This window comes from Micromonospora sp. D93 (genome assembly GCF_018070365.1).
Lineage (GTDB): Bacteria > Actinomycetota > Actinomycetes > Mycobacteriales > Micromonosporaceae > Micromonospora > Micromonospora ureilytica.
The window spans coordinates 54,900-74,983 of sequence record NZ_JAGPXW010000035.1 but is presented as its reverse complement, the minus strand read 5'-3'; the positions used below and the strand labels follow the sequence as shown (position 1 = coordinate 74,983).

General features: G+C 68.1%; 24 protein-coding genes and 3 tRNA genes. 1 reads left to right on the top strand and 26 read right to left on the bottom strand.

What is annotated here, in order from left to right:
• Positions 1-91 precede the first annotated feature (91 nt).
• The 16 genes from rplL to KBX71_RS29060 all read right to left on the bottom strand — a co-directional run bounded on the left by rplL (position 92) and on the right by KBX71_RS29060 (position 10,304).
• Positions 92-475, bottom strand: coding sequence for a 50S ribosomal protein L7/L12 (rplL, locus tag KBX71_RS29135; RefSeq protein WP_124820958.1), 384 nt, complete (start codon positions 473-475; stop codon positions 92-94).
• Positions 476-529: 54 nt separating this feature from the next.
• Entirely contained in the window at positions 530-1,075 is a 546-nt protein-coding gene (gene rplJ / locus KBX71_RS29130; RefSeq protein WP_210820987.1) for a 50S ribosomal protein L10, read from the bottom strand.
• A 340-nt stretch (positions 1,076-1,415) separates the two neighbouring features.
• On the bottom strand, positions 1,416-2,105 hold the full coding sequence (locus KBX71_RS29125; protein ID WP_210820986.1) for a hypothetical protein: 690 nt from the start codon (positions 2,103-2,105) through the stop codon (positions 1,416-1,418).
• Complete coding sequence (locus KBX71_RS29120; protein WP_210820985.1) at positions 2,102-2,992, bottom strand: ATP-binding cassette domain-containing protein; 891 nt, start codon at positions 2,990-2,992, stop codon at positions 2,102-2,104. The genes KBX71_RS29125 and KBX71_RS29120 overlap by 4 nt, the downstream gene beginning before the upstream one ends.
• 79 nt (positions 2,993-3,071) lie before the next feature.
• On the bottom strand, positions 3,072-3,788 hold the full coding sequence (rplA, locus tag KBX71_RS29115) for a 50S ribosomal protein L1 (protein WP_124820954.1): 717 nt from the start codon (positions 3,786-3,788) through the stop codon (positions 3,072-3,074).
• A 79-nt stretch (positions 3,789-3,867) separates the two neighbouring features.
• Complete coding sequence (gene rplK / locus KBX71_RS29110; RefSeq protein WP_124820953.1) at positions 3,868-4,299, bottom strand: 50S ribosomal protein L11; 432 nt, start codon at positions 4,297-4,299, stop codon at positions 3,868-3,870.
• A 186-nt stretch (positions 4,300-4,485) separates the two neighbouring features.
• Positions 4,486-5,208: a transcription termination/antitermination protein NusG gene (gene nusG, locus KBX71_RS29105; RefSeq protein WP_210820984.1), complete on the bottom strand. Its 723-nt coding sequence runs from the start codon at positions 5,206-5,208 to the stop codon at positions 4,486-4,488.
• Positions 5,209-5,246: 38 nt separating this feature from the next.
• Positions 5,247-5,636, bottom strand: coding sequence for a preprotein translocase subunit SecE (gene secE, locus KBX71_RS29100; protein ID WP_030329860.1), 390 nt, complete (start codon positions 5,634-5,636; stop codon positions 5,247-5,249).
• A 212-nt stretch (positions 5,637-5,848) separates the two neighbouring features.
• Positions 5,849-5,921, bottom strand: a tRNA-Trp gene (locus KBX71_RS29095).
• A 129-nt stretch (positions 5,922-6,050) separates the two neighbouring features.
• On the bottom strand, positions 6,051-6,443 hold the full coding sequence (locus KBX71_RS29090; RefSeq protein WP_210820983.1) for a MaoC family dehydratase: 393 nt from the start codon (positions 6,441-6,443) through the stop codon (positions 6,051-6,053).
• A 1-nt stretch (position 6,444) separates the two neighbouring features.
• Positions 6,445-6,891 carry a MaoC family dehydratase N-terminal domain-containing protein gene (locus tag KBX71_RS29085; RefSeq protein ID WP_210820982.1) on the bottom strand — a complete coding sequence of 149 codons (447 nt, stop codon included), beginning with the start codon at positions 6,889-6,891 and terminating at the stop codon, positions 6,445-6,447.
• A 123-nt stretch (positions 6,892-7,014) separates the two neighbouring features.
• A complete protein-coding gene (gene rpmG / locus KBX71_RS29080; RefSeq protein WP_007073056.1) occupies positions 7,015-7,182 on the bottom strand; it encodes a 50S ribosomal protein L33 in 168 nt (55 codons plus the stop codon).
• A 132-nt stretch (positions 7,183-7,314) separates the two neighbouring features.
• Positions 7,315-7,387: transfer RNA gene (locus KBX71_RS29075), tRNA-Met, on the bottom strand.
• Positions 7,388-7,411: 24 nt separating this feature from the next.
• Positions 7,412-7,484 (bottom strand) — tRNA-Thr (locus KBX71_RS29070).
• A gap of 93 nt (positions 7,485-7,577) precedes the next feature.
• A complete protein-coding gene (locus KBX71_RS29065) occupies positions 7,578-10,106 on the bottom strand; it encodes a bifunctional diguanylate cyclase/phosphodiesterase (protein WP_210820981.1) in 2,529 nt (842 codons plus the stop codon).
• A 33-nt stretch (positions 10,107-10,139) separates the two neighbouring features.
• Positions 10,140-10,304, bottom strand: coding sequence for a hypothetical protein (locus tag KBX71_RS29060; protein ID WP_210820980.1), 165 nt, complete (start codon positions 10,302-10,304; stop codon positions 10,140-10,142).
• A 329-nt stretch (positions 10,305-10,633) separates the two neighbouring features.
• On the opposite strand from KBX71_RS29060, the gene KBX71_RS29055 reads away from it, so the two are divergent.
• On the top strand, positions 10,634-11,197 hold the full coding sequence (locus tag KBX71_RS29055; RefSeq protein ID WP_210820991.1) for a hypothetical protein: 564 nt from the start codon (positions 10,634-10,636) through the stop codon (positions 11,195-11,197).
• Positions 11,198-11,354: 157 nt separating this feature from the next.
• Here the strand turns inward: KBX71_RS29055 and KBX71_RS34070 are convergent, their stop codons facing one another.
• The 10 genes from KBX71_RS34070 to KBX71_RS29005 form a co-directional block, all read right to left on the bottom strand.
• The gene (locus KBX71_RS34070; protein WP_247684294.1) at positions 11,355-11,525 is read right to left on the bottom strand and encodes a hypothetical protein; all 171 of its coding nucleotides are present in this window, start codon (positions 11,523-11,525) and stop codon (positions 11,355-11,357) included.
• A 692-nt stretch (positions 11,526-12,217) separates the two neighbouring features.
• Positions 12,218-12,691 (bottom strand): hypothetical protein, encoded by a 474-nt coding sequence (locus KBX71_RS29045; protein ID WP_210820979.1) that lies wholly within the window; start codon positions 12,689-12,691, stop codon positions 12,218-12,220.
• A 34-nt stretch (positions 12,692-12,725) separates the two neighbouring features.
• Positions 12,726-13,736 carry a hypothetical protein gene (locus KBX71_RS29040; RefSeq protein WP_210820978.1) on the bottom strand — a complete coding sequence of 337 codons (1,011 nt, stop codon included), beginning with the start codon at positions 13,734-13,736 and terminating at the stop codon, positions 12,726-12,728.
• A gap of 330 nt (positions 13,737-14,066) precedes the next feature.
• A complete protein-coding gene (locus KBX71_RS29035) occupies positions 14,067-15,503 on the bottom strand; it encodes a tyrosine-type recombinase/integrase (RefSeq protein ID WP_210820977.1) in 1,437 nt (478 codons plus the stop codon).
• A complete protein-coding gene (locus KBX71_RS29030; protein WP_030329852.1) occupies positions 15,500-15,685 on the bottom strand; it encodes an AlpA family transcriptional regulator in 186 nt (61 codons plus the stop codon). The genes KBX71_RS29035 and KBX71_RS29030 overlap by 4 nt, the downstream gene beginning before the upstream one ends.
• Entirely contained in the window at positions 15,682-17,436 is a 1,755-nt protein-coding gene (locus tag KBX71_RS29025) for a replication initiator (RefSeq protein ID WP_210820976.1), read from the bottom strand. The genes KBX71_RS29030 and KBX71_RS29025 overlap by 4 nt, the downstream gene beginning before the upstream one ends.
• Positions 17,433-17,975: a DUF2637 domain-containing protein gene (locus KBX71_RS29020; protein ID WP_210820975.1), complete on the bottom strand. Its 543-nt coding sequence runs from the start codon at positions 17,973-17,975 to the stop codon at positions 17,433-17,435. Before KBX71_RS29020 ends, KBX71_RS29025 begins: the two co-directional genes overlap by 4 nt.
• Positions 17,972-18,160: a hypothetical protein gene (locus tag KBX71_RS29015; RefSeq protein ID WP_112726481.1), complete on the bottom strand. Its 189-nt coding sequence runs from the start codon at positions 18,158-18,160 to the stop codon at positions 17,972-17,974. The genes KBX71_RS29020 and KBX71_RS29015 overlap by 4 nt, the downstream gene beginning before the upstream one ends.
• Before the next feature lie 3 nt (positions 18,161-18,163).
• A complete protein-coding gene (locus KBX71_RS29010; RefSeq protein ID WP_210820974.1) occupies positions 18,164-18,430 on the bottom strand; it encodes a hypothetical protein in 267 nt (88 codons plus the stop codon).
• Positions 18,427-20,022: an FtsK/SpoIIIE domain-containing protein gene (locus tag KBX71_RS29005; RefSeq protein ID WP_210820973.1), complete on the bottom strand. Its 1,596-nt coding sequence runs from the start codon at positions 20,020-20,022 to the stop codon at positions 18,427-18,429. The genes KBX71_RS29010 and KBX71_RS29005 overlap by 4 nt, the downstream gene beginning before the upstream one ends.
• Between the last annotated feature and the right edge of the window lie 62 nt (positions 20,023-20,084).

Here is a 20,084-nt window from a genome sequence, read left to right as displayed (position 1 = left end):
GGGGGGGGGTGAGCGGGCTGAGACACCCCCCCCGCCGCGACGCGATGGTGTCCCGGCTCACGAGCCGGGTACGCGTTGGTGGAACGTCAGGTCACTTGAGGGTGACCTTGGCGCCTTCACCCTCGAGCTTGGCCTTCGCCTTCTCGGCGGTCTCCTTGTTGACCTTCTCCAGGATGGCCTTCGGCGCGGACTCGACCGCGTCCTTGGCCTCCTTGAGGCCCAGGCCGGTCAGCTCGCGCACGACCTTGATGACCTGGATCTTCTTGCCACCGTCAGCCTCGAGGATGACGTCGAACTCGTCCTGCTCCGGCTCGGCCTCGGCCGCAGCCGCGCCACCGCCGGCAGCGGCAACCGCGACCGGAGCAGCAGCGGTGACCTCGAAGGTCGTCTCGAACTGCTTCACGAACTCAGAGAGCTCGATCAGCGTCATCTCCTTGAACGCGTCGAGCAGCTCGTCGGTGCTGAGCTTCGCCATATCTGGCGTCCTTTCCTGATTCTGTTAAGTAAGAACTGGTGCGCCGTGGGGGCCTCAGGCCGCCTCGGCGCCCTCCTTCTCGCGCTTGTCCTGCAGTGCAGCCGCCAGACGGGCGGTCTTCGACAGCGGGGCCTGGAACAGGGCCGCGGCCTTGCTCAGGTTGCCCTTCATCGCGCCGGCCAGCTTGGCCAGCAGCACCTCGCGGGACTCCAGGTCGGCGAGCTTCGAGACCTCGGCCGCGGTGATGGCCCTGCCCTCGAAGACACCGCCCTTGATGACGAGCTTCGGGTTGGCCTTCGCGAAGTCGCGAAGCCCCTTCGCCGCCTCGACGACGTCGCCCGAAACGAAAGTCAGCGCGGTAGGACCGGTGAACAGCTCGTCGAGGCCGGTGATGCCCGCGTCCGTCGCAGCACGCTTGGCCAGCGTGTTCTTCGCGACCGTGTAGCTGGTCTCGGCGCCGAGCGAGCGCCGAAGCTGGGTGAGCTGGGAAACCGTCAGACCGCGGTACTCGGTCAGCACGGTGGCGCCCGAACTGCGGAAGCTCTCGGTCAGCTCAGCGACGGCCGTGGCCTTGTCGGCCCGGATCGGCTTGTCCGCCATGTCCCTCCTCTCTCGTTACTCGAGGCTGGTCCCCGTCTCGGCCGAAGCCGGAACGGGGGCGGAGGCAGCACGACAACGAAAAAGCCCCGGCGCAGGGCGCACGGGGCGAGGGCCGGCAGATCGTCATGGTCGGCGGACCACGTTCACTGCCGAGTTACGCTTGCCGCCCTACGCGGGTCGCCCGTTGTCGCGGGACCTTCGACCGTGCCGGAGCACGGTGACCAGCGGTCTTTGGGTGGTTCCTCATCCATGAGAACACGGATGACTGTTGAAGACTACGCGCCCCGGCCACCAGCGCCAAATCGCGCCCTGTGAGCCCCGCCACCGGCGCCGGTGCTGGTCAGCCCTGGGCCCGCCGCCGCCACAGGTAGCCGCCGACGACCGCGGCGCTCCAGGTCAGCGCCCACACGGTCAGGCCCAGCAGGGTCAGCGCGGCGGCGTCGCCGCCGGTGGTGCGAGCCGCGGCCATGATCGGCGGTGCCAGCCAGGGGGCCACCGAGCCGGTCAGGCCGAGCACCACTGCGCCGACCACGCCGAGGGCCAGCACCGCGACGCCGTACCCCGCGCCGCCAACCGACGCCCGACTGGCCAACGCCCCAAGAGCAACCGCAGCGGGTACGACAAGCACGTGCGCCCACACGCCCAGCGCGAGCCCGACCGGAATCGACCGGTCCCCCGGGTCGACCGGGCCGGACACCCCACCGACCAGCCACGGAAAGAGCAGCGCGATGACCACCGTCACCAGCGCCGCCATCCCGGCGGCGAGTAGCCCGGCCAACCGCTCCCGCGCCACCCCGACCGTCACCTGCGCCAGCCGACGCTGCACGTCCGGCTCGACGTCCAACAGAATCTTGGTCTGCCAGGCGAGCACCGGGAAGAGCACCACCGCGGAGACGCCGTACGCCTCCGCCGGCTGCGCACGCCCACCGCCGTAGAGCGTGCCGAGCGTGATCAGGCCGGCGAGCAACGGTGCCACCGCCCGCCCGGTTCGCAGGAAACCGGCCAGCCGCATCCGGACCAGGGCGCTCACCGGGCCTCCCCCGCTGCCGGCTCGACCATTGGGTCGGCGGCCTCCGGCTGCTCGGCTGTCAGCTCCCCGGCCACCGGGAGCGACGGCTCGGCGGCTCGGGCAGCGCCGGCCGGCCGAAGCGGCTCGGCGGGTCGAGCCTGGGGTGCGGCGGTGGAGGCGTCGGAGCGTACCCGCAACACCTGGTGGCCCTCGGCGCGCAACCGGGCGACGGTGCCGGCGACCCGCGCGGCCGGCACGGCAACCTCGACCACCGCGAGCGTCTCGTCCGACGACGGCGTCTCCTCGGAGAGTGCGCCGTCGGCCACCAGCCAGCGACGCGCGGCCGGCAGCCGGACCGTCTCGCCGCGGTGGTCGCTGACCAGAACGGCGCCCTCGGCGGCCAGCACCTCGGCGATCAACTCGGGCACCAGCTCGCGGGTGGTGGCGTCCAGCCCCTCCCACGGCTCGTCGAGGACCAGGAGGCCGGGTGGGCGCAGCATCGCCTGGGCGAGGCCCACCTTCTGCGCGGTGCCCTTGGACAGCTCCGGCAGCCGGACCGAGCGAAACGCGGACAGCCCGAGCCGGTCGGTCCAGGAGGTCACCGCCTCGTCGGCCGCCGCCCTGCCCAGCCCCGCGACGCGGGCCATCCCGGTCAGATAGCGGGTCACTGTGAACGGCTGGTCAGCGGGGAAACGCTCCGGCACCCAGGCCACCCGCGTCGGGCGGCCGGTGACCCGGCCCCGGCCCGGCCGGAGGACCCCCGCGGCCACCTGGAGCAGTGTCGACTTGCCCACCCCGTTGCGGCCCAGCACGACCGCCACCTCGCCCGGACCGATCCGTACGTCGATGCCCCGCAGCACCCACGGCCCTCGCCGGTGATACCGCAACCAGATGTCTTCCAGCCGCATGGGCCGAGCCTGCCACATCTCAAACGCGCCGGGGCGCCGCCACAGTCGTGGCGGCGCCCCGGCGGAGCGATCTGTCGACTCAGGCGTCGGCCTGGTCCTCCCGAAGGTTCTTCACCAGGTTGGGGTCGACCGGAACGCCCGGGCCCATCGTGGTGGTCAGGATGATCTTGCGGAGGAACTTGCCCTTGGCCGCGGACGGCTTGGCGCGCAGCACCTCGTCGAGCACCGCGGCGTAGTTGTCCACCAGCTGGGTCTCCGTGAAGGATGCCTTGCCGATGATCAGGTGCAGGTTGGAGTGCTTGTCCACCCGGAAGGTGATCTTGCCGCCCTTGATGTCCGACACCGCCTTGGTGACGTCCATGGTCACCGTGCCGGTCTTCGGGTTCGGCATGAGACCGCGCGGGCCCAGGATCCGCGCGATCCGACCGATCTTGGCCATCTGGTCCGGCGTGGCGATAGCCGCGTCGAAGTCCAGCCAACCACCCTGGATCCGGGCGACCAGCTCGTCGGTGCCCACCTCGTCCGCACCCGCGGCGGCGGCCTCTTCGGCCTTCGCGCCACTGGCGAACACGATCACGCGGGCGGTCTTACCGGTGCCGTGCGGCAGGTTGACCACGCCGCGGACCATCTGGTCCGCCTTGCGGGGGTCGACGCCGAGGCGCATGGCGACCTCGACCGTGGCGTCGAACTTGACGTTGGTGGTCTCCTTGGCCAGCTTCACGGCCTCGGTGGGGGTGTAGAGCTTCGACCGGTCGATGACATCGGCGGCCTTGCGGTAGCTCTTGCTGCGCTGCATTGCTGATTACTCCTGTGGTCTCTGGCGGACTCGCTCGGCGCGAGCCCTCCCACGGTCGGGTCGAAGGCCGGGGCCGACGTCAGTCGTTGACGGTGATGCCCATCGACCGGGCGGTGCCGGCGATGATCTTCTCGGCCTGGGCGATGTCGTTGGCGTTGAGGTCGGCCATCTTCTTCTCGGCGATCTCACGCAGCTGGGCGCGGCTGACCGAGCCGACCTTCTCGGACTGCGGAACACCCGAACCCTTCTGCACACCGGCAGCCTTGATCAGCAGCCGGGCAGCGGGCGGGGTCTTCAGCACGAACGTGAAGGACCGGTCCTCGTACACGCTGATCTCGGCCGGGACGATGTCGCCCCGCTGAGACTCGGTCTGCGCGTTGTAGGACTTGCAGAACTCCATGATGTTCACGCCGTGCTGGCCGAGCGCGGGGCCGACCGGCGGCGCCGGCGTGGCCTGGCCCGCCGGCAACTGAAGCGTGAACGTCTTGACGAGCTTCTTCTTCGGAGGCATGTCACTTCCTGGGGCTTGGAGCTGGGAAAATGCGGCTGTCGCCGCCCTCGGGCGCGCACGGTCAGCGCGGTGCGACAGCGGCGACATTCAAGAGTAGCGCAGGCCGCAGCCCACTCGTCCGCCGAGGTCGAGCGAGAGCGCGTACGCCGACGTCGACGGCGGGCCGGGCCCGCCGCCGACGACCAATCAGATCTTGGCGACCTGGTTGAAGTTGAGCTCCACCGGAGTCTCACGACCGAAGATCGACACCAGCACCTTGAGCTTCTGCTGGTCGGCGTTGATCTCGCTGATCGTGGCCGGCAGCGACGCGAACGCACCGTCGGTGACGGTGACGGAGTCGCCCACCTCGAAGTCGAGGACCTTGATCTCCGGCTTCGACTTCTTCTGCTCGGTCTCGATGGCCGGCGCCAGCCACTTCAGCACCTCGTCGAGCGAGAGCGGAGCGGGCCGGTCAGCCCGGTCGGTCGCACCGACGAAGCCGGTCACACCAGGGGTGTTCCGGACACAGGAGTACGACTCGGCCGTCAGCTCCATCCGAACCAGGATGTAACCGGGGAAGACCTTGGCCTGGATCTGCGAACGCTTACCGTTCTTGACCTCGACCTCTTCCCGGGTCGGCACCTCGACCTGGAAGATGAAGTCCTCCATGTCGAGGCTCGTGATCCGGGTCTCGAGGTTGGTCTTGACCTTGTTCTCGTAGCCGGCGTACGAGTGCACCACGTACCAGTCACCCGGCGCGTAGCGCAGCTTCTGCCTCAGCTCCGCGACGGGGTCGTAGTCCTCGTCCGGTGCGGGCTCGGTCGTTGGGAACTCCGGCTCGCTGGCGGCCTCAACCGACTCGTCAACAGCCGCCGTCGCGACCGTGGACTGCTCGTCCACCGGTCCGGCGGTCTCGTCGTTCTCAGGCACGCTCGCTCACTTCCGTCACTATGGCTGGAGGCAGCCGGTCAGTCAGAGTTGCCAAAGACAAACAACACGACCTTGGCGAAGCCGAAGTCCAGCACACCCACGATCGTCAGCATCACCGCGACGAACGCCACCACCACGGCGGTGTAGGTCAGCAACTCCTTGCGGGTCGGCCAGATGACCTTACGCAGTTCGGCTACGACCTCGCGGAAGAACCGGGCGATGCGGCCGAAGACGCCCACCCGACCCGTTTCCGACCGAGTGGTCGGCCGGCTGTCCGCCGACTCCGCCCGGGCACGGGACCGCGTGGCGGTGCCTCCCCGGGAAACCGGCTCGTCCGCACCGGAGGCGTCGTCGTCGGCCACGTCGTCGACGATCTCGTCGTCAAGACGATCGTCGCCGTCGTCGTCGCGCCGCTTGTTGTCGGCCACTTCGCCCTCCGTCGCGGAATCTGGGGTCGCACGCCGAGCGGCGTACGCGGCGCTGGTCACGCCGGCCGGACCCAACCGTCCCGCGACGGGCCGCGGCCGGTGGATCACCCGGAGGGCCCGATTGCCTCGGACCACCCCGCCGATGCCACCACCACGGGCCGGACGCCGCCAAGCTGGCGGCGCGACCCACGGGAACGGTCAGGCCTGAGGCGCAGGGGTGACAGGACTTGAACCTGCAGCCTGCGGTTTTGGAGACCGCTGCTCTGCCAATTGAGCTACACCCCTATGTGGCAACACTCGCCCCACGCGGCCACAGACGACCGAGCAGGGGTCACTTGCCCCACGGCGGACCAGTGTACGGGTACCCGCCCGACTTTCCCAACCGGTCTCTCCGCCACGCGTGGCGGGCTCGGTTCAGGGCGCTGTCCGGATGGTCGCCCGCGCCTGCGACAGCACCTTGTCACCCAGGCAGGTGGCGGTCACCTCGATCCGGGTGAGACCGTCCTCGGGCACCCCACGAACCCGCGCGGTCACCTCGATCTCGGTCCCCTGGTCGTCGTCCGGGACCACCACCGGCCGGGTGAAGCGCACGCCGTACTCGACCACCGCGTCCGGCGACCCGGCCCACTCGGTGACCGCCCGGCCGACCAGCGCCATGGTGAACATGCCGTGGGCGATGACCCCGGGCAGGCCCACAGTGGTGGCGACCCGGTCACTCCAGTGGATCGGGTTGAAGTCACCCGAGGCGCCGGCGTAGCGGACCAGGTCCGCGCGGGTCACCTGAAACGTCTGTGCTGGAAACTCCATCTCACGCCTCCCCGCGTATGACATACCTGGCCCAGACGGCGACGACGGGTTCCCCGCCGGCGGTGCTCACGTCGGTGCGCGTGGTCAGGAAGCCGTGCCCACCCCGGGTGCTGACTTCCTCGATGGTGTTGATGCAGACCAGCTCGTCACCGGCGACAACCGGCCGGGTGTACGCGAACCGCTGGTCGCCGTGCACCAGGCGGCTGTAGTCGACACCCAGGGCCGGGTCCTCGATGATCTGGCGGCTCGCGGCCATCGTGACGACCACCGGGAAGGTCGGCGGGGCCACCACGTCGGGGTGGCCCAGCGCCTTCGCGGCCTCCGGGTCATGGTGGGCCGCATCGGTGGCGCCGATGGCGCTGGCGAACTCACGGATCTTTTCTCGGCCCACCTGGTAGGGGGCGGTCGGCGGATAGGTCCGGCCGACGAAGGAAGGGTCCAGAGGCATGCCGCGAACCTACACGGAAAGCCCAATCGCCGACCTGATCGGTAGGCGGCGGAGCCGCGCCAAACCGGTCAGATCGGCGATCGAAAAGCTTCGACAGCGGCCGGCCCTGAGGCCGGCCAGCAGTCAGCGGGTCTCGCGGTGGACCGTGTGCCGACCGTCGCGCGGGCAGAACTTCTTCAGCTCGATGCGGTCGGGGTCGTTGCGCCGGTTCTTGCGCGTGATGTAGTTGCGCTCCTTGCACTCCACACACGCCAAAGTGATCTTCGGCCGGACATCGGTAGCCTTCGCCACGGCGGAGTGCCTTCCTCGCTAACGGAAACAACTACGACGCGCCAGCCTAGACGCTGACAGCGCGGACATGCAAAGTGGGCGCCAGAAGCGCCCATTCTTACGACCACCGGCAACGAGCCCGGAAGACGAGAGTAGCGGTGGCCGGACTTGAACCGGCGACACAGCGATTATGAGCCGCTTGCTCTACCATCTGAGCTACACCGCTGCGATGGGTCCAGCTGAACCCTCGAGCCCCCTTACGGAATCGAACCGTAGACCTTCTCCTTACCATGGAGACGCTCTGCCGACTGAGCTAAGGGGGCCTGCGCGATCTCCCCGTGGGGCGCGCAGGAGTAAGAGTACACGGCCCGGCTCGACAGGTGAAATCGGATCCCCGATGATCGTCTGCACCCTGCTCAGGGCACGACACGGAGGCGCGGCAGTTCCCCACTGGAGATCGACTCCGGCTCGACCTGGGCGCCGAACCAGGCAGCCAACCGCTCGTACGGCAGCGGCCTGCTGAACAGGAAGCCCTGCCCGATCTCACAGCCGATGTCCTGAAGAAGCTCCAGGGTCAGCTCGCTCTCCACACCCTCGGCCACCACGGCCAGACCGAACTGCTGGGAGAGAGTCACCACCGCGTTGACGATCGCCAGGTCCCCCGGATCGGTCGCCATACCCTGCACGAAGGAGCGGTCCACCTTCACCTCGTGCACCGGCAACCGCCGCAGATGCGCCAGGGACGAGTCACCGGTGCCGAAGTCGTCCACCGACAGCCGTACGCCCAGATCCCGCAGCCGCTGCAGGGTGGGGATGGGCCGGTCCGTGCCGTCCAGCACCCCCGACTCGGTGATCTCCAGGGTGAGGCGCTGCGCCGGCACCTTGTACTCGGTCAGCAACTCCTGGACCCGGTCCGGGAAGTGCCGGTCGATGAGCGTACGGGCCGAGAGGTTGACCGCGATGGGCAGCGGCTGGTCGGCCAGCGCCCAGTCCCGGCTGCGCCGAAGGCCCTCCCGGAGCACGACCTCGGTGAGCCGGCTCAACTGGCCGGTGTGCTCGGCCACCGCCACGAAGTCCTCGGGCGCGACGGTGCCGTGCGCCGGGTGCTCCCAGCGGGCCAGACACTCCACACCCACCAGGCGCCGGTCCCGCAGAGTCACCTTGGGCTGGAAGTAGACCTCCAGCTCGTCCTGGTCCAGAGCGCGGCGCAGATCGCCGGCCAAACCCAGCCGGCGCAGTGATCGGGACTCCAGCGCGGGATTGAACAGCTGCACGCTGCCCGGCACCGACTTGGCCGCGGTGGCGGCGAGGTCGACCCGAAGCAGCAGGGTCGCCGCGTCGCTGCCATGATCCGGGTGTACGGCCACCCCGACGGCCGTGTCCACGTCGAGGGTGAGCGCGTCGAAGACCATCTCGTCGCGGATCTGGTCGCGCAGTTGGGCGGCCAACTCGAGCGCTGCCTCAGCGCTCTCCAACCGCAGCGTCACCAGGAACTCGTCCCCGCCGGCACGGCCAACCAGAGCCGACGACGGCGCGCTGGCCCGCAACCGATTGGCGACCTCGGTGAGGACCTTGTCCCCGGCCGCGTGCCCCAGGGACTCGTTGACCTGGCGCAGCCCGTCGACGTCGAAGAGAAGCAGCGCCACCACCTCACGCGGTGCGCGGATCTTGACCGACTCGTCCAGCGCCCCGGTGATCCGCCGCCGGTTGGGCAGTCGGGTCAACGTGTCGTGGTGGGCGTCGTGCCGCAGCCGATCGACCAACCGCGAGTTCTCGAGCGCAACAGCGACATGGGCGGCCACGGTCTCGAAGACCGGGATGTCAGCGGCCGTGAAATGGCCGACGTCGCTGAGCCGATTGACTACTTCGAGGGTGCCGACAACCGCCTGGCCAGACCGCAGTGGAACCGCGATGACGTCCTTGACCGGGTGCTTGCTGAGCGCCCTACGGACATCCTCGTCATCGTCGAAGGCCCGTCCGATGGCCAACGTGCGGCCGGACTGCTGGGAGCGCTCGCGCACAATCGAGGGGGTCAGCGCGACATCGAGGAGGCCGCGGTCATCGAGCCTGGCGCTCAGCAGCACCTCAGGATGGCGACCCTGAGCCGGCAGCCAGAGCGTGGCGTACTCGGCCTGCATGAGCGCTCGGACCCGGTCCAGCAACGCGTCGACGAGGCCGCCCTCTTGGCCGCTCTCGCTGATCGCCCGGGTCAGCTCATACATGTTCCCGAGGGTGCGGTGCTGCCGCAGGAACTGGGCGTACGAGCGATAGACCAGGACGACGGCGATCGCCAACACCGCGATCAGCAGGACCGACCACAGGTTGGACTCGATCGCCATCAGGATCACCAGCCCGATGACAGCGTTGATCGCGCAGATCACCTGCGGCGCCGGAGCGTTGCGTATCAACTCCCACCCTGCCTGCCACCCGTGCAGGAGTGTGATGACGGCGCTGATTGCTGCCAACGAGATCAAACTGTTGACATTGACCACGGCGAAGAGGATGGCCCAGGTCTTCGGGCCCGCCCCCTCAATGCGCGGAAGCGCCACCAGGACAGCCCCAGCGGCCGAGGCGGCTCCCGCGGTTCTGGCGAGATTGAACCAGACCTTCGGAGCGCTGAGGCGCCGGCGGAGTTGGCCGACCAACGCGGCCATGACGGCGATCAACACGACCGTCAGGGGTGGCAGGTAGTAGAAGGCAAGGACCAGCGGGATCTCGGTGACGATGACTTCGAGCGCCTGCCGACGTACGACGACCTGCAGCACCTGGGTGCTGGTCGCCACCATGACGGCGAAGATGGCCACTGCCCCGAAGAGGTTACCCGGAGGTGGTGGCCCCGCCAACGCGAGGACGAACGAGCAGACGATGGCCAGCACAGCCAGAGGTCCAGTTATCAGCCATGCCTGCTCATTGGACCTACGGACGGAGGGCGAGCCAGCCTTCATTCCGCTCCCTCAGTGGGTGTTGCGGAACCGGGCCTATCGGACGAGGGTGACACTCTTGTCGAAGACCGGCGCACCCCACGTGTAGTCCATAAGCTGAAGGTCGGAGGTTTGACTGGAGAAGGCGCCCGCGAACGCGAACGCGGCCACGGCCGCGAACGCGAGGGCGACGCGAAGGCGGCGAGGCGTCCGTCCATACATGAGCGTGCTCCTGTCGGGGGTCAGAACTAGAATCAGTGCCCCTGATCGTGCCACAGTCGAAACCGCCCGCAAAGCCCACGTACGGCCGATCGGCATGGCCGTCCGGGCGAGCCGGACCGCCAGGTGACCACCGCGTAATAAGAGGCAGACAGAGCGTCTACGCAACGCGATCTTCGACTGCCCATCGGCACATAGTGCGGCTTCCAGCTAAGGCGGCGATTCGGAACTTTGCCCTTGCTAACCCAGAGGCGACAAATCGTTCGACGCCTGACCCTTCGGACCTTTGGGGAGGAGTTTTCGGCGTTCGCCTGCGTTTCGAGGACGGTCAGGTGCTGCCCACCCTCCACTCATCATCGATGATTGAGAGTAACTGGACTCTCACCGACTGCGGGGGCGAACACGCGGAGGATCCGTTCGATGCGACGATCCGGGACCTCGCCGAGGGGACCGGCCACGGCCCTCTGCGCGTGGACTCACGGGTCATCCGCACGGCTGAACTCAGCATCCCCCGTGGACCTGAACACCAGAACGTCAGCATCTTCTACCTGGCCAGCACCACCGGCGGCCGACTCCGCGCCGAGCCCGCCGAGCCGACTTGGGCCCATCCCCGACGTCGCGCGCCTGCGCCGGACGATATCGGCCTCGCCTTGGCGCGCTCCTATTCCGGTCGGCGGCCAGATCCAGCGCTGAGGCACATCGACATGACCGTCTGCGGATCCAGCCGGTGCAGTTTTCCGCAGCAGCGCCTCGGCCAGTTCCGCTGGTCAGGGTGTTTTCATTTCCGCAGCGGCCGGAATGCGGCCCGCATCTCGGCCGAGATGAGCTCCGGCTCCTCCCAGGCCACGAAGCGGCCGCCACTGTCGGCCTCGTTGAAGTACGCGACGCCGGGATAGACCGCCTCGACCCAGCTGCGTGGGGAAGCTCAGATCTCGCCCGGGAACGTGGCGAAGCCGACCGGGACCCTGACCGGCGGGGGAGCCTGGGCTGCGGCTGGAACCGACCGAACTCCCAGTACCACCGGGCAGACGAGGCACCGGTACCCGTCAACCATTACAACGTGATGTTGTCGACGATGGCGCCCCGGGTGAGCCCGCCGGCGGGCTCGCCGCCGACGAACGCGCGAGAGATCTTGTAGTAGCTCGCAATCCGGCTCCGCAGGTCGACGATCACGTCCTCCGGTGTGTCGAGCCGGAAGGGACAGATCTCATTGTCGTTGGACATCTTCCCCTCCTGCCGGGTCGAGTCGGCGGCGCCAACGCGCCGACGGTGCTGGCACTCGCCAATCTCGCAGTGGCCCAGCGATCGCCGGACGGAAACCCGAGTCGTCGATCACCATGGACACCCGGCACTGCCGACAAGCCGGGCGATCCTCGATCCTCGATCGCGCAGGCGCTCGGCAGGACACCCTCCGCAAGGCCGACGCGTAGCCGAAAGGGACCTCGATCACCGCTGAGCCCTCGCCGCGCCAAGCGTCGTAGGCCATCACGAGAGTGATCGCCTGGAACGGCTGCGAGTGGATCTCCGCACCGCGTGCCGCCAGAAACAAAATCGAGCCGCCCGCCAGCTGTTGACCCAGTCGTCAACGGCTGGACTCAGCCGGACTCGGCTATTTCAACGACAACGGCCCCCGATCAGCATCTCTGCTGGTCAGGGGCCGTGTCTGCACCTGGTGGCGGGTAGAGGATTCGAACCTCTGAAGCTTTCGCGACGGATTTACAGGGCGTCCGTGATCTTGCCTCGGTCAGCACCTCTGAGCTGCTGCTTCTCGCCGCCTCACCGACACCGACCGATCAGCCGCCCACCATGTGCCCACGCCCCACGGCACGGTGCGAGACGCCTGATGTTCAGGCCGCTCTCCATTCATCGGTTGCGCAACCGACCTCAAAGCTCGACCAGCCGTCCGCCTCACAGCGTTACGCGCCAAGAAGCCGTGGAAACTCTGCGAGGAAGACTGAGCGAAGTCGTTTAAGCAACATTCCCAGCAATAGCACGAAGTGTGCGAGTGACGCCGTCACGACTACAGACCAGGGCCGCTGCGCATCCTCTATTCCAGCCAGCGAGCATACTCCCAATATGATCGCAACTAAGAGGCCGACACCAAGTGTGTAGGTAATGTTTGCTTGCAGTTCATGGAGTAGTCGGTATTTGTGTGCATTGTCGGCGCTGACTTTACCGGTCGGTCGACCTTTAAAGCGGGCGGCAGTATCAAACAGCAGAACGAGCAGGTTGAACAATAGCCCGGTAAGGATGGACAGGGCGGCAAGTAGATTGTCGATTCCCTTGACATGCCAAGAGAGAAGGTAGGCGGCCGTCCCGACCAGGACTGGCAGTCCGTAGAAGAAGATCAGGTCTGAAATTTTGACGCGACCAGTCCTGGCATCGCGCATAGTATCAAGGTGATCCCGGATGATCGGAAGTACACTAGCTTTCATCATTCGCTATCACTAGCTTTCTGGCGAGGATTTCGGCCGTCCAGAAAAACTCCGTGCCGACATAGTCGGACTCACGAATAGACAGGTCCTTCGCTAGTTCCGCGACCACCTCAGCGGCGACCTCATGCACGGCGCCGTCGGTGGGGCGACCGCTCGGTATGTTCTTGTTCTCCGGAAGCGGGAATGTTACGCGAGGGGGGCGTTCCTGAGTGACGGTGAGCGTTCGCATGGACTTGCCGACCTTCACCTCTAGTTTTATGTCGTGGTAGTCCAGGCCACGAATCTCTAGCAGTGCCGGGAGGCTGTTGTCGTTTAGTGCGTCGCGCACCTTCTGCTTGGGGAATGCCAATGCGCGGTCCGGCTTAAGGACCAGCTCCATGATTCCCAGCTCTTCTTCGTGAGCACCTAGATTGTACTGATCCGCAACATCGCTCGGAATCCCATAGCGCACTAGGCGGATCTTCTTCAGTTCGCCTTCTTCGATGGATGCCTTGACTGCCGCCTCAGGGGCTAGCGGACTGAGTTCGACGGAGAAACCAGGAAATCTTGCTGAGAATGTACGTGTCAGGATGTGGTCTAGTGAGGACTTGAGCCCTCGGACGCCGACGCGTTCCGTCAGGAAGATCCCCGCCAACGAGTTATGCGGGATTACGAATAGATTTCGTAGGGGGATTAGCTCAGCCTCGTTTGCTTGGCGCTCGTATGTATCCTGGTGCGTTTCAACATCGCGCAGAGTCGACTGATGTCCGTGGCTCCCTGAGCGGACTGTTGTGTAAATTGATCGATCCTCGGCCCGCACCGTTTCGGCGATTAGGTACTTTCCCTCATCTTTGTGCTGGTATGGGGTATTGATCAGGCCATTAAAGAATGCGTAGAGAAAGGGTGCAAGGTCGGAGGCCGACCCATCAAAGTTGTCAAGGGGTAGGTAGTTGTCGGAAGACTTTGATGACATTCGTGGGCGGACTCTGATGGTGTAGGCGGCGAGGCTGTATTCCGGCATAAGTTCCTCCGGTGGGTGATGGGGATGTCTCGTCACCCTAGTTTCGAGCACAGATCTGACCGTGCGTCTGTAAGGAACCGGTCAGCAGTCGTTGGCGGAGGCGGGGAGCGAGCGTAGCGGATGTCGTACATGTGTTCGAAGTTACAACCTGCGTGCGACATGCAGTGGAACGGCTCACGAGTTGGTGCGCCTCGATGACGCCCACGAGCTCGCCCAGTTCATCGGCAGCAACATGACGGCGTTGAACGCAGAGGTGGTTGCGGAAGCCCGCCGGCTGGTCGAATGCGACCCCGGACCGGTCAGAGAAGCTACTGCCTGACTGGCAGGGGTTCATCTGAGGGCGTCGCCGATCTTGTCGTTCATGGTGTCGTCTCCCCCGTCGATGCAGTTGGCGTAGACGCGAAGCAGGACGGCGACACCGTGGCCCAGGCGCCGGGCGACCTCGGTCGGCGGGACGCCGGCATTCAGCCAGAGCGAGGCCGCCGCGTGCCGCAGGTCGTAGGGCCGGCGGACGAGCGGCGAGGCGACCTGCGATTCGGTCAGCGCCTTCTCGCGGGCGAGCTTCCACCACCGGTCGTAGACCGACTCCGACAGCGGCCCACCATGCAGGCCCCGAAAGAACCGACCGTCCGGGCCGACCCCGTGATTCTCGACGTGGGCGCACAGCAGTTCGACGAGCCGAGGCGGGATCGGGACCGTCCGAGTCTCAGCCCTCCCCCGGTGCTTGAGTCCGCGCCGCTCGTGCGATCCGCCGTCATCGGTCCAGTGCGACCCCGCGCGCGGCGAGGTGCCGGCGAGCACCAGGCGGCCCCAGCGATATTCGATCTTTTCGTGTTCGCAGGTCCGGGAAGGTTTGACCGCCGCCAGGTCGTCGAAGTCGGCCCCGCAGTCGGCGCACCGGCCGGCAAGGTCGCAGTCCTCCCGCCGGAGGTCAGCGGCTTCCGAGGGCCGCATCCCCGCGTAGTAGAGACAGCCGAAGAACGCCGTGACCTTGTCGGCACGTTTGCCGAGAGACTTCACCGCCTCCAGCAGCGTGGCGACCTGGGCCGGGTTCGCCACCACCCGCCGGTCGATGGACTGTGCGACCTCGGGGGCAGTCCATTGGACCCGGTCGACCGGGTTGGAGGCGATCAGTTCCAGCTCGACGGCGTACCCGAGGACGTTGTAGAAGGTGGCTCGCTTGCGCTGAACGGTGGAGGCAGCCGCGGGCTTGCCGTCGAGGCGTACGCACAGGCTGTCGAGGACGCGGCGGACCATCGCGGGTGAGTCGAGTTCGACTACCGGGAGGGACGCGGTTTCCAGCCAGGCGAGGGCCGCCGCGTCTTCGGCGGGGATCTCGTCGGACCAGCGGCGTGGGTTGAGGCCGTAGAGGTACAGCGCCTCACGGAGCAACGCGTCAGTCGGTCGGCCCCGCTTGGTCGGCCGGGTCAGGGTCACCGTGATGGAGGTCAGCGCTTCGACGATCGAGCGCCGGGTCTTGGCAGCCGCCCGGGGCCACTTCATCTCGACGTACGCCCGGCTGTGCGCGTACCAGGTGGTGGGGTTCTTGGTTCTGGCCTCGGAGACCGGGCGGCCGGTGGCCGGGTCGAAGGGCTCCCCCGCGTTGGCCGCCTGGACCAGCTCGGCGCGGAACGAGTGCGCCAACGCCTTCGTACGGAACATGTCCTCGAAGCGCTGGCCACTCACCGCCCAGCGAACCCGCCACGGCCGAGCCTTCCGGTCAGCGCGCTTACCGATCTCCCAGATCTGGACCTCATAGCTCTTCATGCGGCGTCCTGCTCCAGGTCGCCGAGCCACCGACCGAGCGCCGACCGGCGGACCCGAAGCTGCCCGTTCGGGAGCTTGATGACTCGTGGTCCCTTGCCGGTCTGCCGCCAGTAGAACCAGGTCGAGCGCGGTACGCGCAGCTCGGCGAGCACTTCCGGCACGGTCAACAACTCCTCGTTCACTGCGTCTCCTCCCCGTCGTGCTGTGCGCTGTGCTGAGTTGCCGAAAGATCTGTGGATCCCTGCGCGGCCCGGTCCTTGGCGGCGAGCAGTTCGGATCGCCAGCGGGCGCGTTCGCTGATCGACCGCATTAGCCGGTGGGTCATCGGGCCGACGTCGGGGTCATCGGGTCGGGCGAGTTCCCAGGCGTGCCGGACCCGTTCGGTGGTGTCGCCCTGGTCGTCGACGAGCTGCGTGCCGTCGGTGGTGACGCCGAGCAGCGCTCGGACCCAGGCCCGCGCGTCGTGCTTGTGGTCGGCGAGGGTCTTGCCGGACCAGTCGCGGGAGATGAGGATGCGCCGGCCGCCGATGCCGAGGGTGTCGCGCTGGTGGACTTTGCCCTTGCAGCGGCCGGGCTTGAGCTTGGCGTGTGCCTTCTTCGGCTGGACGCCGTAGAGCAGCCAGTTGGGGCAACGGTCGGTGCACGGGGTCAGCTGGAGTTGCTGCCAAAGCCGGTCTAGGTGCTTGCGTTGCGGGTCGGTGGCCGCCTTGTGGCAGTCGCCGGTGTGCTTGGTGATGTATTTCGTGACGTATCGGATGGTCCGCTCGGCGTCCTCGGTGCCGGGCATGACGCCGCGGGCGTCGACCTGGGCGCCGAAGCGGACGACGTGCACCGGATCCGCGTCCGGGTCGTCGTCGATGGCGTCGAGGGCTTCCGTCCAGGTGGTCAGTGGCTCGCGGGTGTCCGGGTCGACCCATGCCGCTGCCTGCTCGTCCCAGATCGGGAGCCGGTCAAGGGTGTAGCGCTGGACGTCGACCGAGGGCCACCACACCTGGTGGTAGGTAGCCGCCGCCACGGTGCGGAGGACGTCGCGAGGGATGGTGCCCCGGATGGCGAAGTGGGCGTGCGGGGCGAGACGGCGTTGCGGTTCGACGCAGCCGGCGTACTGGACGTTCCAGCCCTCGCACCGTCGGAGGTTCTGCCAGAACCGGTCGAGCAGCCGGGGAAAGTGAACGGCGTCCCAGGCTGCCCGGCGGTAGTCGTACCTGGCCGGGTTGACCGGGGTGCCGTCGGGGCGGACCGGGCCGTACGAGTCCAGGGTGAGCGTGAGCCACATCGACGGTTGGTAGGTGGAGCCGTCCGGGGCGGTGTAGGTCTTGCCGACGGTGCGGCGCTCGACCTTGCGCCGAGGCAGTTCGGGGGCGTCCTGGCGCCGTTTGGTGGAGCGCTTGCGCCGCGGGCCGGGCTCGTCGTCCTGGTCCTCGTCGCCGCTGGCGTGCGGTGGCCCAACGCGCCCGCGCAGGCCCTCAGCGGCGATGGCTTCCTCTACCTCGCGGATAGCCTCGTCGAGGTCGGCCACCTGGTCCCACTGGGCCGCCCTCACCGCCTCATCCCGGGAGAACTCCAGGTGTGCGCGGAACAGGATCAGGGACTTCTGCGCTTCGGTGGCGGGTTCCGGGCCGGGTAGTGGCTCGTCGTCGCGGTGCCAGCCCTCGCGAATCTGGGCCTGCCGTAGCCGGCGGTTCTTCTTGGCGCACGGCGGGCACTTGTCCTCGCGGGTCGCGCCGCAGGGCAGGTCGATGACTTCGGTCAGGCCGGTGTCCAGGTCGGTCCGGCGCATGGCGAGCGGGCGGACGCAGACGCCGTACTCGATGGCGATGTCCTTGAGGACATCGATTGAACGGGGTAGTGCCATGCGGGCCGCCCGCGACCCCGGCCGAGGAGCAACCGGGGTCGGGGCGGGTTCGAAGCCGGGCAGGGTTGGAGCCGTCATCGGATGATCCCGACGACCTGGGGCCGGTTCGGCTGGGCGGCCTTGATCGGAGGCAGCACCGCGGCTGATGCCGGCGGCATCACCGGAGCCGGCGGCGCGGGTTCGAACGGCTGCGGCTCGTCGTACCAATCGCCCTGCGGCTGATCGGGCTGCGATGCCGGCGGGGTGGCGGGTTCGCTGGACAGGACGACCTTCACCAGGGCGAGGAAGGCCAGCGACGGCACCGCCGCGACGATCCAGCCCCAGACGGAGGGTTCGGCTTCGGCGACCTGGGCGGCGAGGGAGAGCAGCGCGAACGCGATCAGGAGCACGCCGACCAGGCCGACGGGTCGACCATCGCGGCGGCGGGCGCGGATCTCCAGGCCGAGGTAGATCGCCATCAGCTCGACCGCCACGGCGTTGGCCCAGCCGATCCAGTCGGGCTGCCCGTGGGCAACGGTCAGGTCGTGGACGTGGGTGAAGGCGGCGGCGCCGGCCATGGTGCCGACGACGAGCAGAATCAGCACCCGGACGCCGGACTCGGCGCGTTCGCGGATCATCGGCCGCTGCCGTTGTCGCGGATGGTCAGGGTGATGCAGATCTGTTGGCCGTTGAGGTCGCGGCGGCGGTTGACCATGTGCGCCAGGCCGTGCAGGGCGCCGGCGAGCCGGTCCGGGGAGCCGTTGAGTTCGATGTGCAGGGGCTTGAGGCGGTGGGTGCCGAGGAAGAAGCTCTTGAGGGACATCGGTTACCTCCGGGCCGGGGCGACGCGGGTACGGATGTGGTCGGGTGGCTCGCCGAGGGAGGCCACCGCTTCGGAGAGGCAGCGCCACAGCGCCCACGCCTCGTCGGGGGTCAGGTACATGCGGCGCCGGCCGCCACCGACCGCGAGATAGACCGGGTACGGGTCCGGCCGGGCGGGGTCGACGCGCACGGACACGGCCGTGCTGATGGCGCCGTCGGTGCCGGGTGCCCGGAGCCGGTAGAAGGTTCGGCCGTCGGTCGGAGCGGTCACCGCGGCTCACCCCCGTCGGTGTCCCGGTCGAGGATGTTCAGCAGCGAGTCGGGCAACAGTGGTCCGCGACGCTGCCGGGGCAGAGGCGGCCGGGCCGGTTCGGTGGCGGTTTCCCGGCCGACCTGGGCGAGGATGTCCGCCGCGTCGGCCGGGGCCGGATATTCGGCGGCCAGCTCCCGGATGTGGTCATCGGAGATGTAGGAGAAGCGGACCCGGGCCGGTTCCGGAGTGCCGTCGAGGATCACGTAGCCGACGCCCTTGGCCCAGCGCGGCATCTGGTCGGCGAGGGCACCCCGGTTGCGGGCACCGTCACCCAACACGAGGTCGACCTGAGCGGCCTCGGTCAGACCGAGAGCGATCCGGGTCGGGAACAGGTCCCGGAACGGCAGCACCTCCTTGCGGGGGTCCTGCAACGCGGCCACCACCAGCACGCCGACCCCGGCACCCTGCGACAGCAGCAACCCGAGCGACCCGGCGATGCGCTTGCGCAGGTCAACATCTTGGAGGTACGCGGTCAGTGCCGCCATCTCGTCGATGACGACCACGACCAGGGGGTCAGCCAGGGTCGGCGTGTGCACCCGCACCGCGCCGGCAAGGCGGGTCTGCCGCTCCCGCATCACCGTCACGGCCTCGTCGAGCAGGTCAGCCATGGCCTCGAACGACTTGCAGGCGAACCGGGCGAACAGCGGCCGACCCATCGCGAACTCCATGCCGCCCTTGGGATCAATCACCCAGAGCCGGACCAGCCCGGACGAGATCCCCCCGGCAAGGACCCGGACCAGGGACCACAGCACCGAGCCCTTACCCGAGCGGGTGGCGCCGCCGATGAGGACGTGCGTGGCGAGCAGGTGCAGGCACCAGTGCCGCAGATCTTCCCGCCGCGCCAGAGGCAGAGCGCTGAAGTCGGGTACCGACGGGACGTCGAACGGGTCGACCAGGGTGCGCAGCGCATCCGTGCGGACCACCACCAGGTAGACCACCGACGGTCGGTCCCGGAACCGCAGCCGGTCCATCGCGCCGAGGACCAGCGCCCAGTAGCCGGACCGGATCGGCGGGTCATCGGGACGCTCGGAGTAGACCCGGGCGTGCCGCCGGCCGAAGGCGTACGCCAGGTTTGCCGTTGCCTTCTGGATTTCCTCCGGTGTCTGGCCGCGGACCATGCGGATGGTCAGCACGTCGAGCGCCTGATCCGATCGGACCCGCAGCAGCTCCGGCAGGACCGTGCGGTGGTCGTACACCTTGGCCAGGCCGCAGAGGGTCATCGCCTCGCGCCAGGCCCGCCGGTAGACGAACAGCTGACGGAACCGGCCGAGGATCGGGCCTGCGCACCAGGTCCACCAGGACGACTCGTGCCGCCACCGCCACAACGCCGAAACGGCAGCGGCCAGGACCACGGGCACGATCACGCCGGTCCGGCCGAACTCGTGGTAGAGGCTCACCCCGGCCACGACCAGACCGACGGCGACCGGGTGGCGAAGGCACCACCACAGGCCCCGCCACAGCCACCGCAGCACCAGGCCGAGCGCGATCAGCCAGACCGGCAGCTCCAGCCGGCGCGGGCGGATCACCATCAGGTCCCCGGCGGTGGTCATCACGACCTCGCCACGCGGCCGGCGCATCATCGCGCACCCGCCACTGTGGGCCGCCGCAGGAC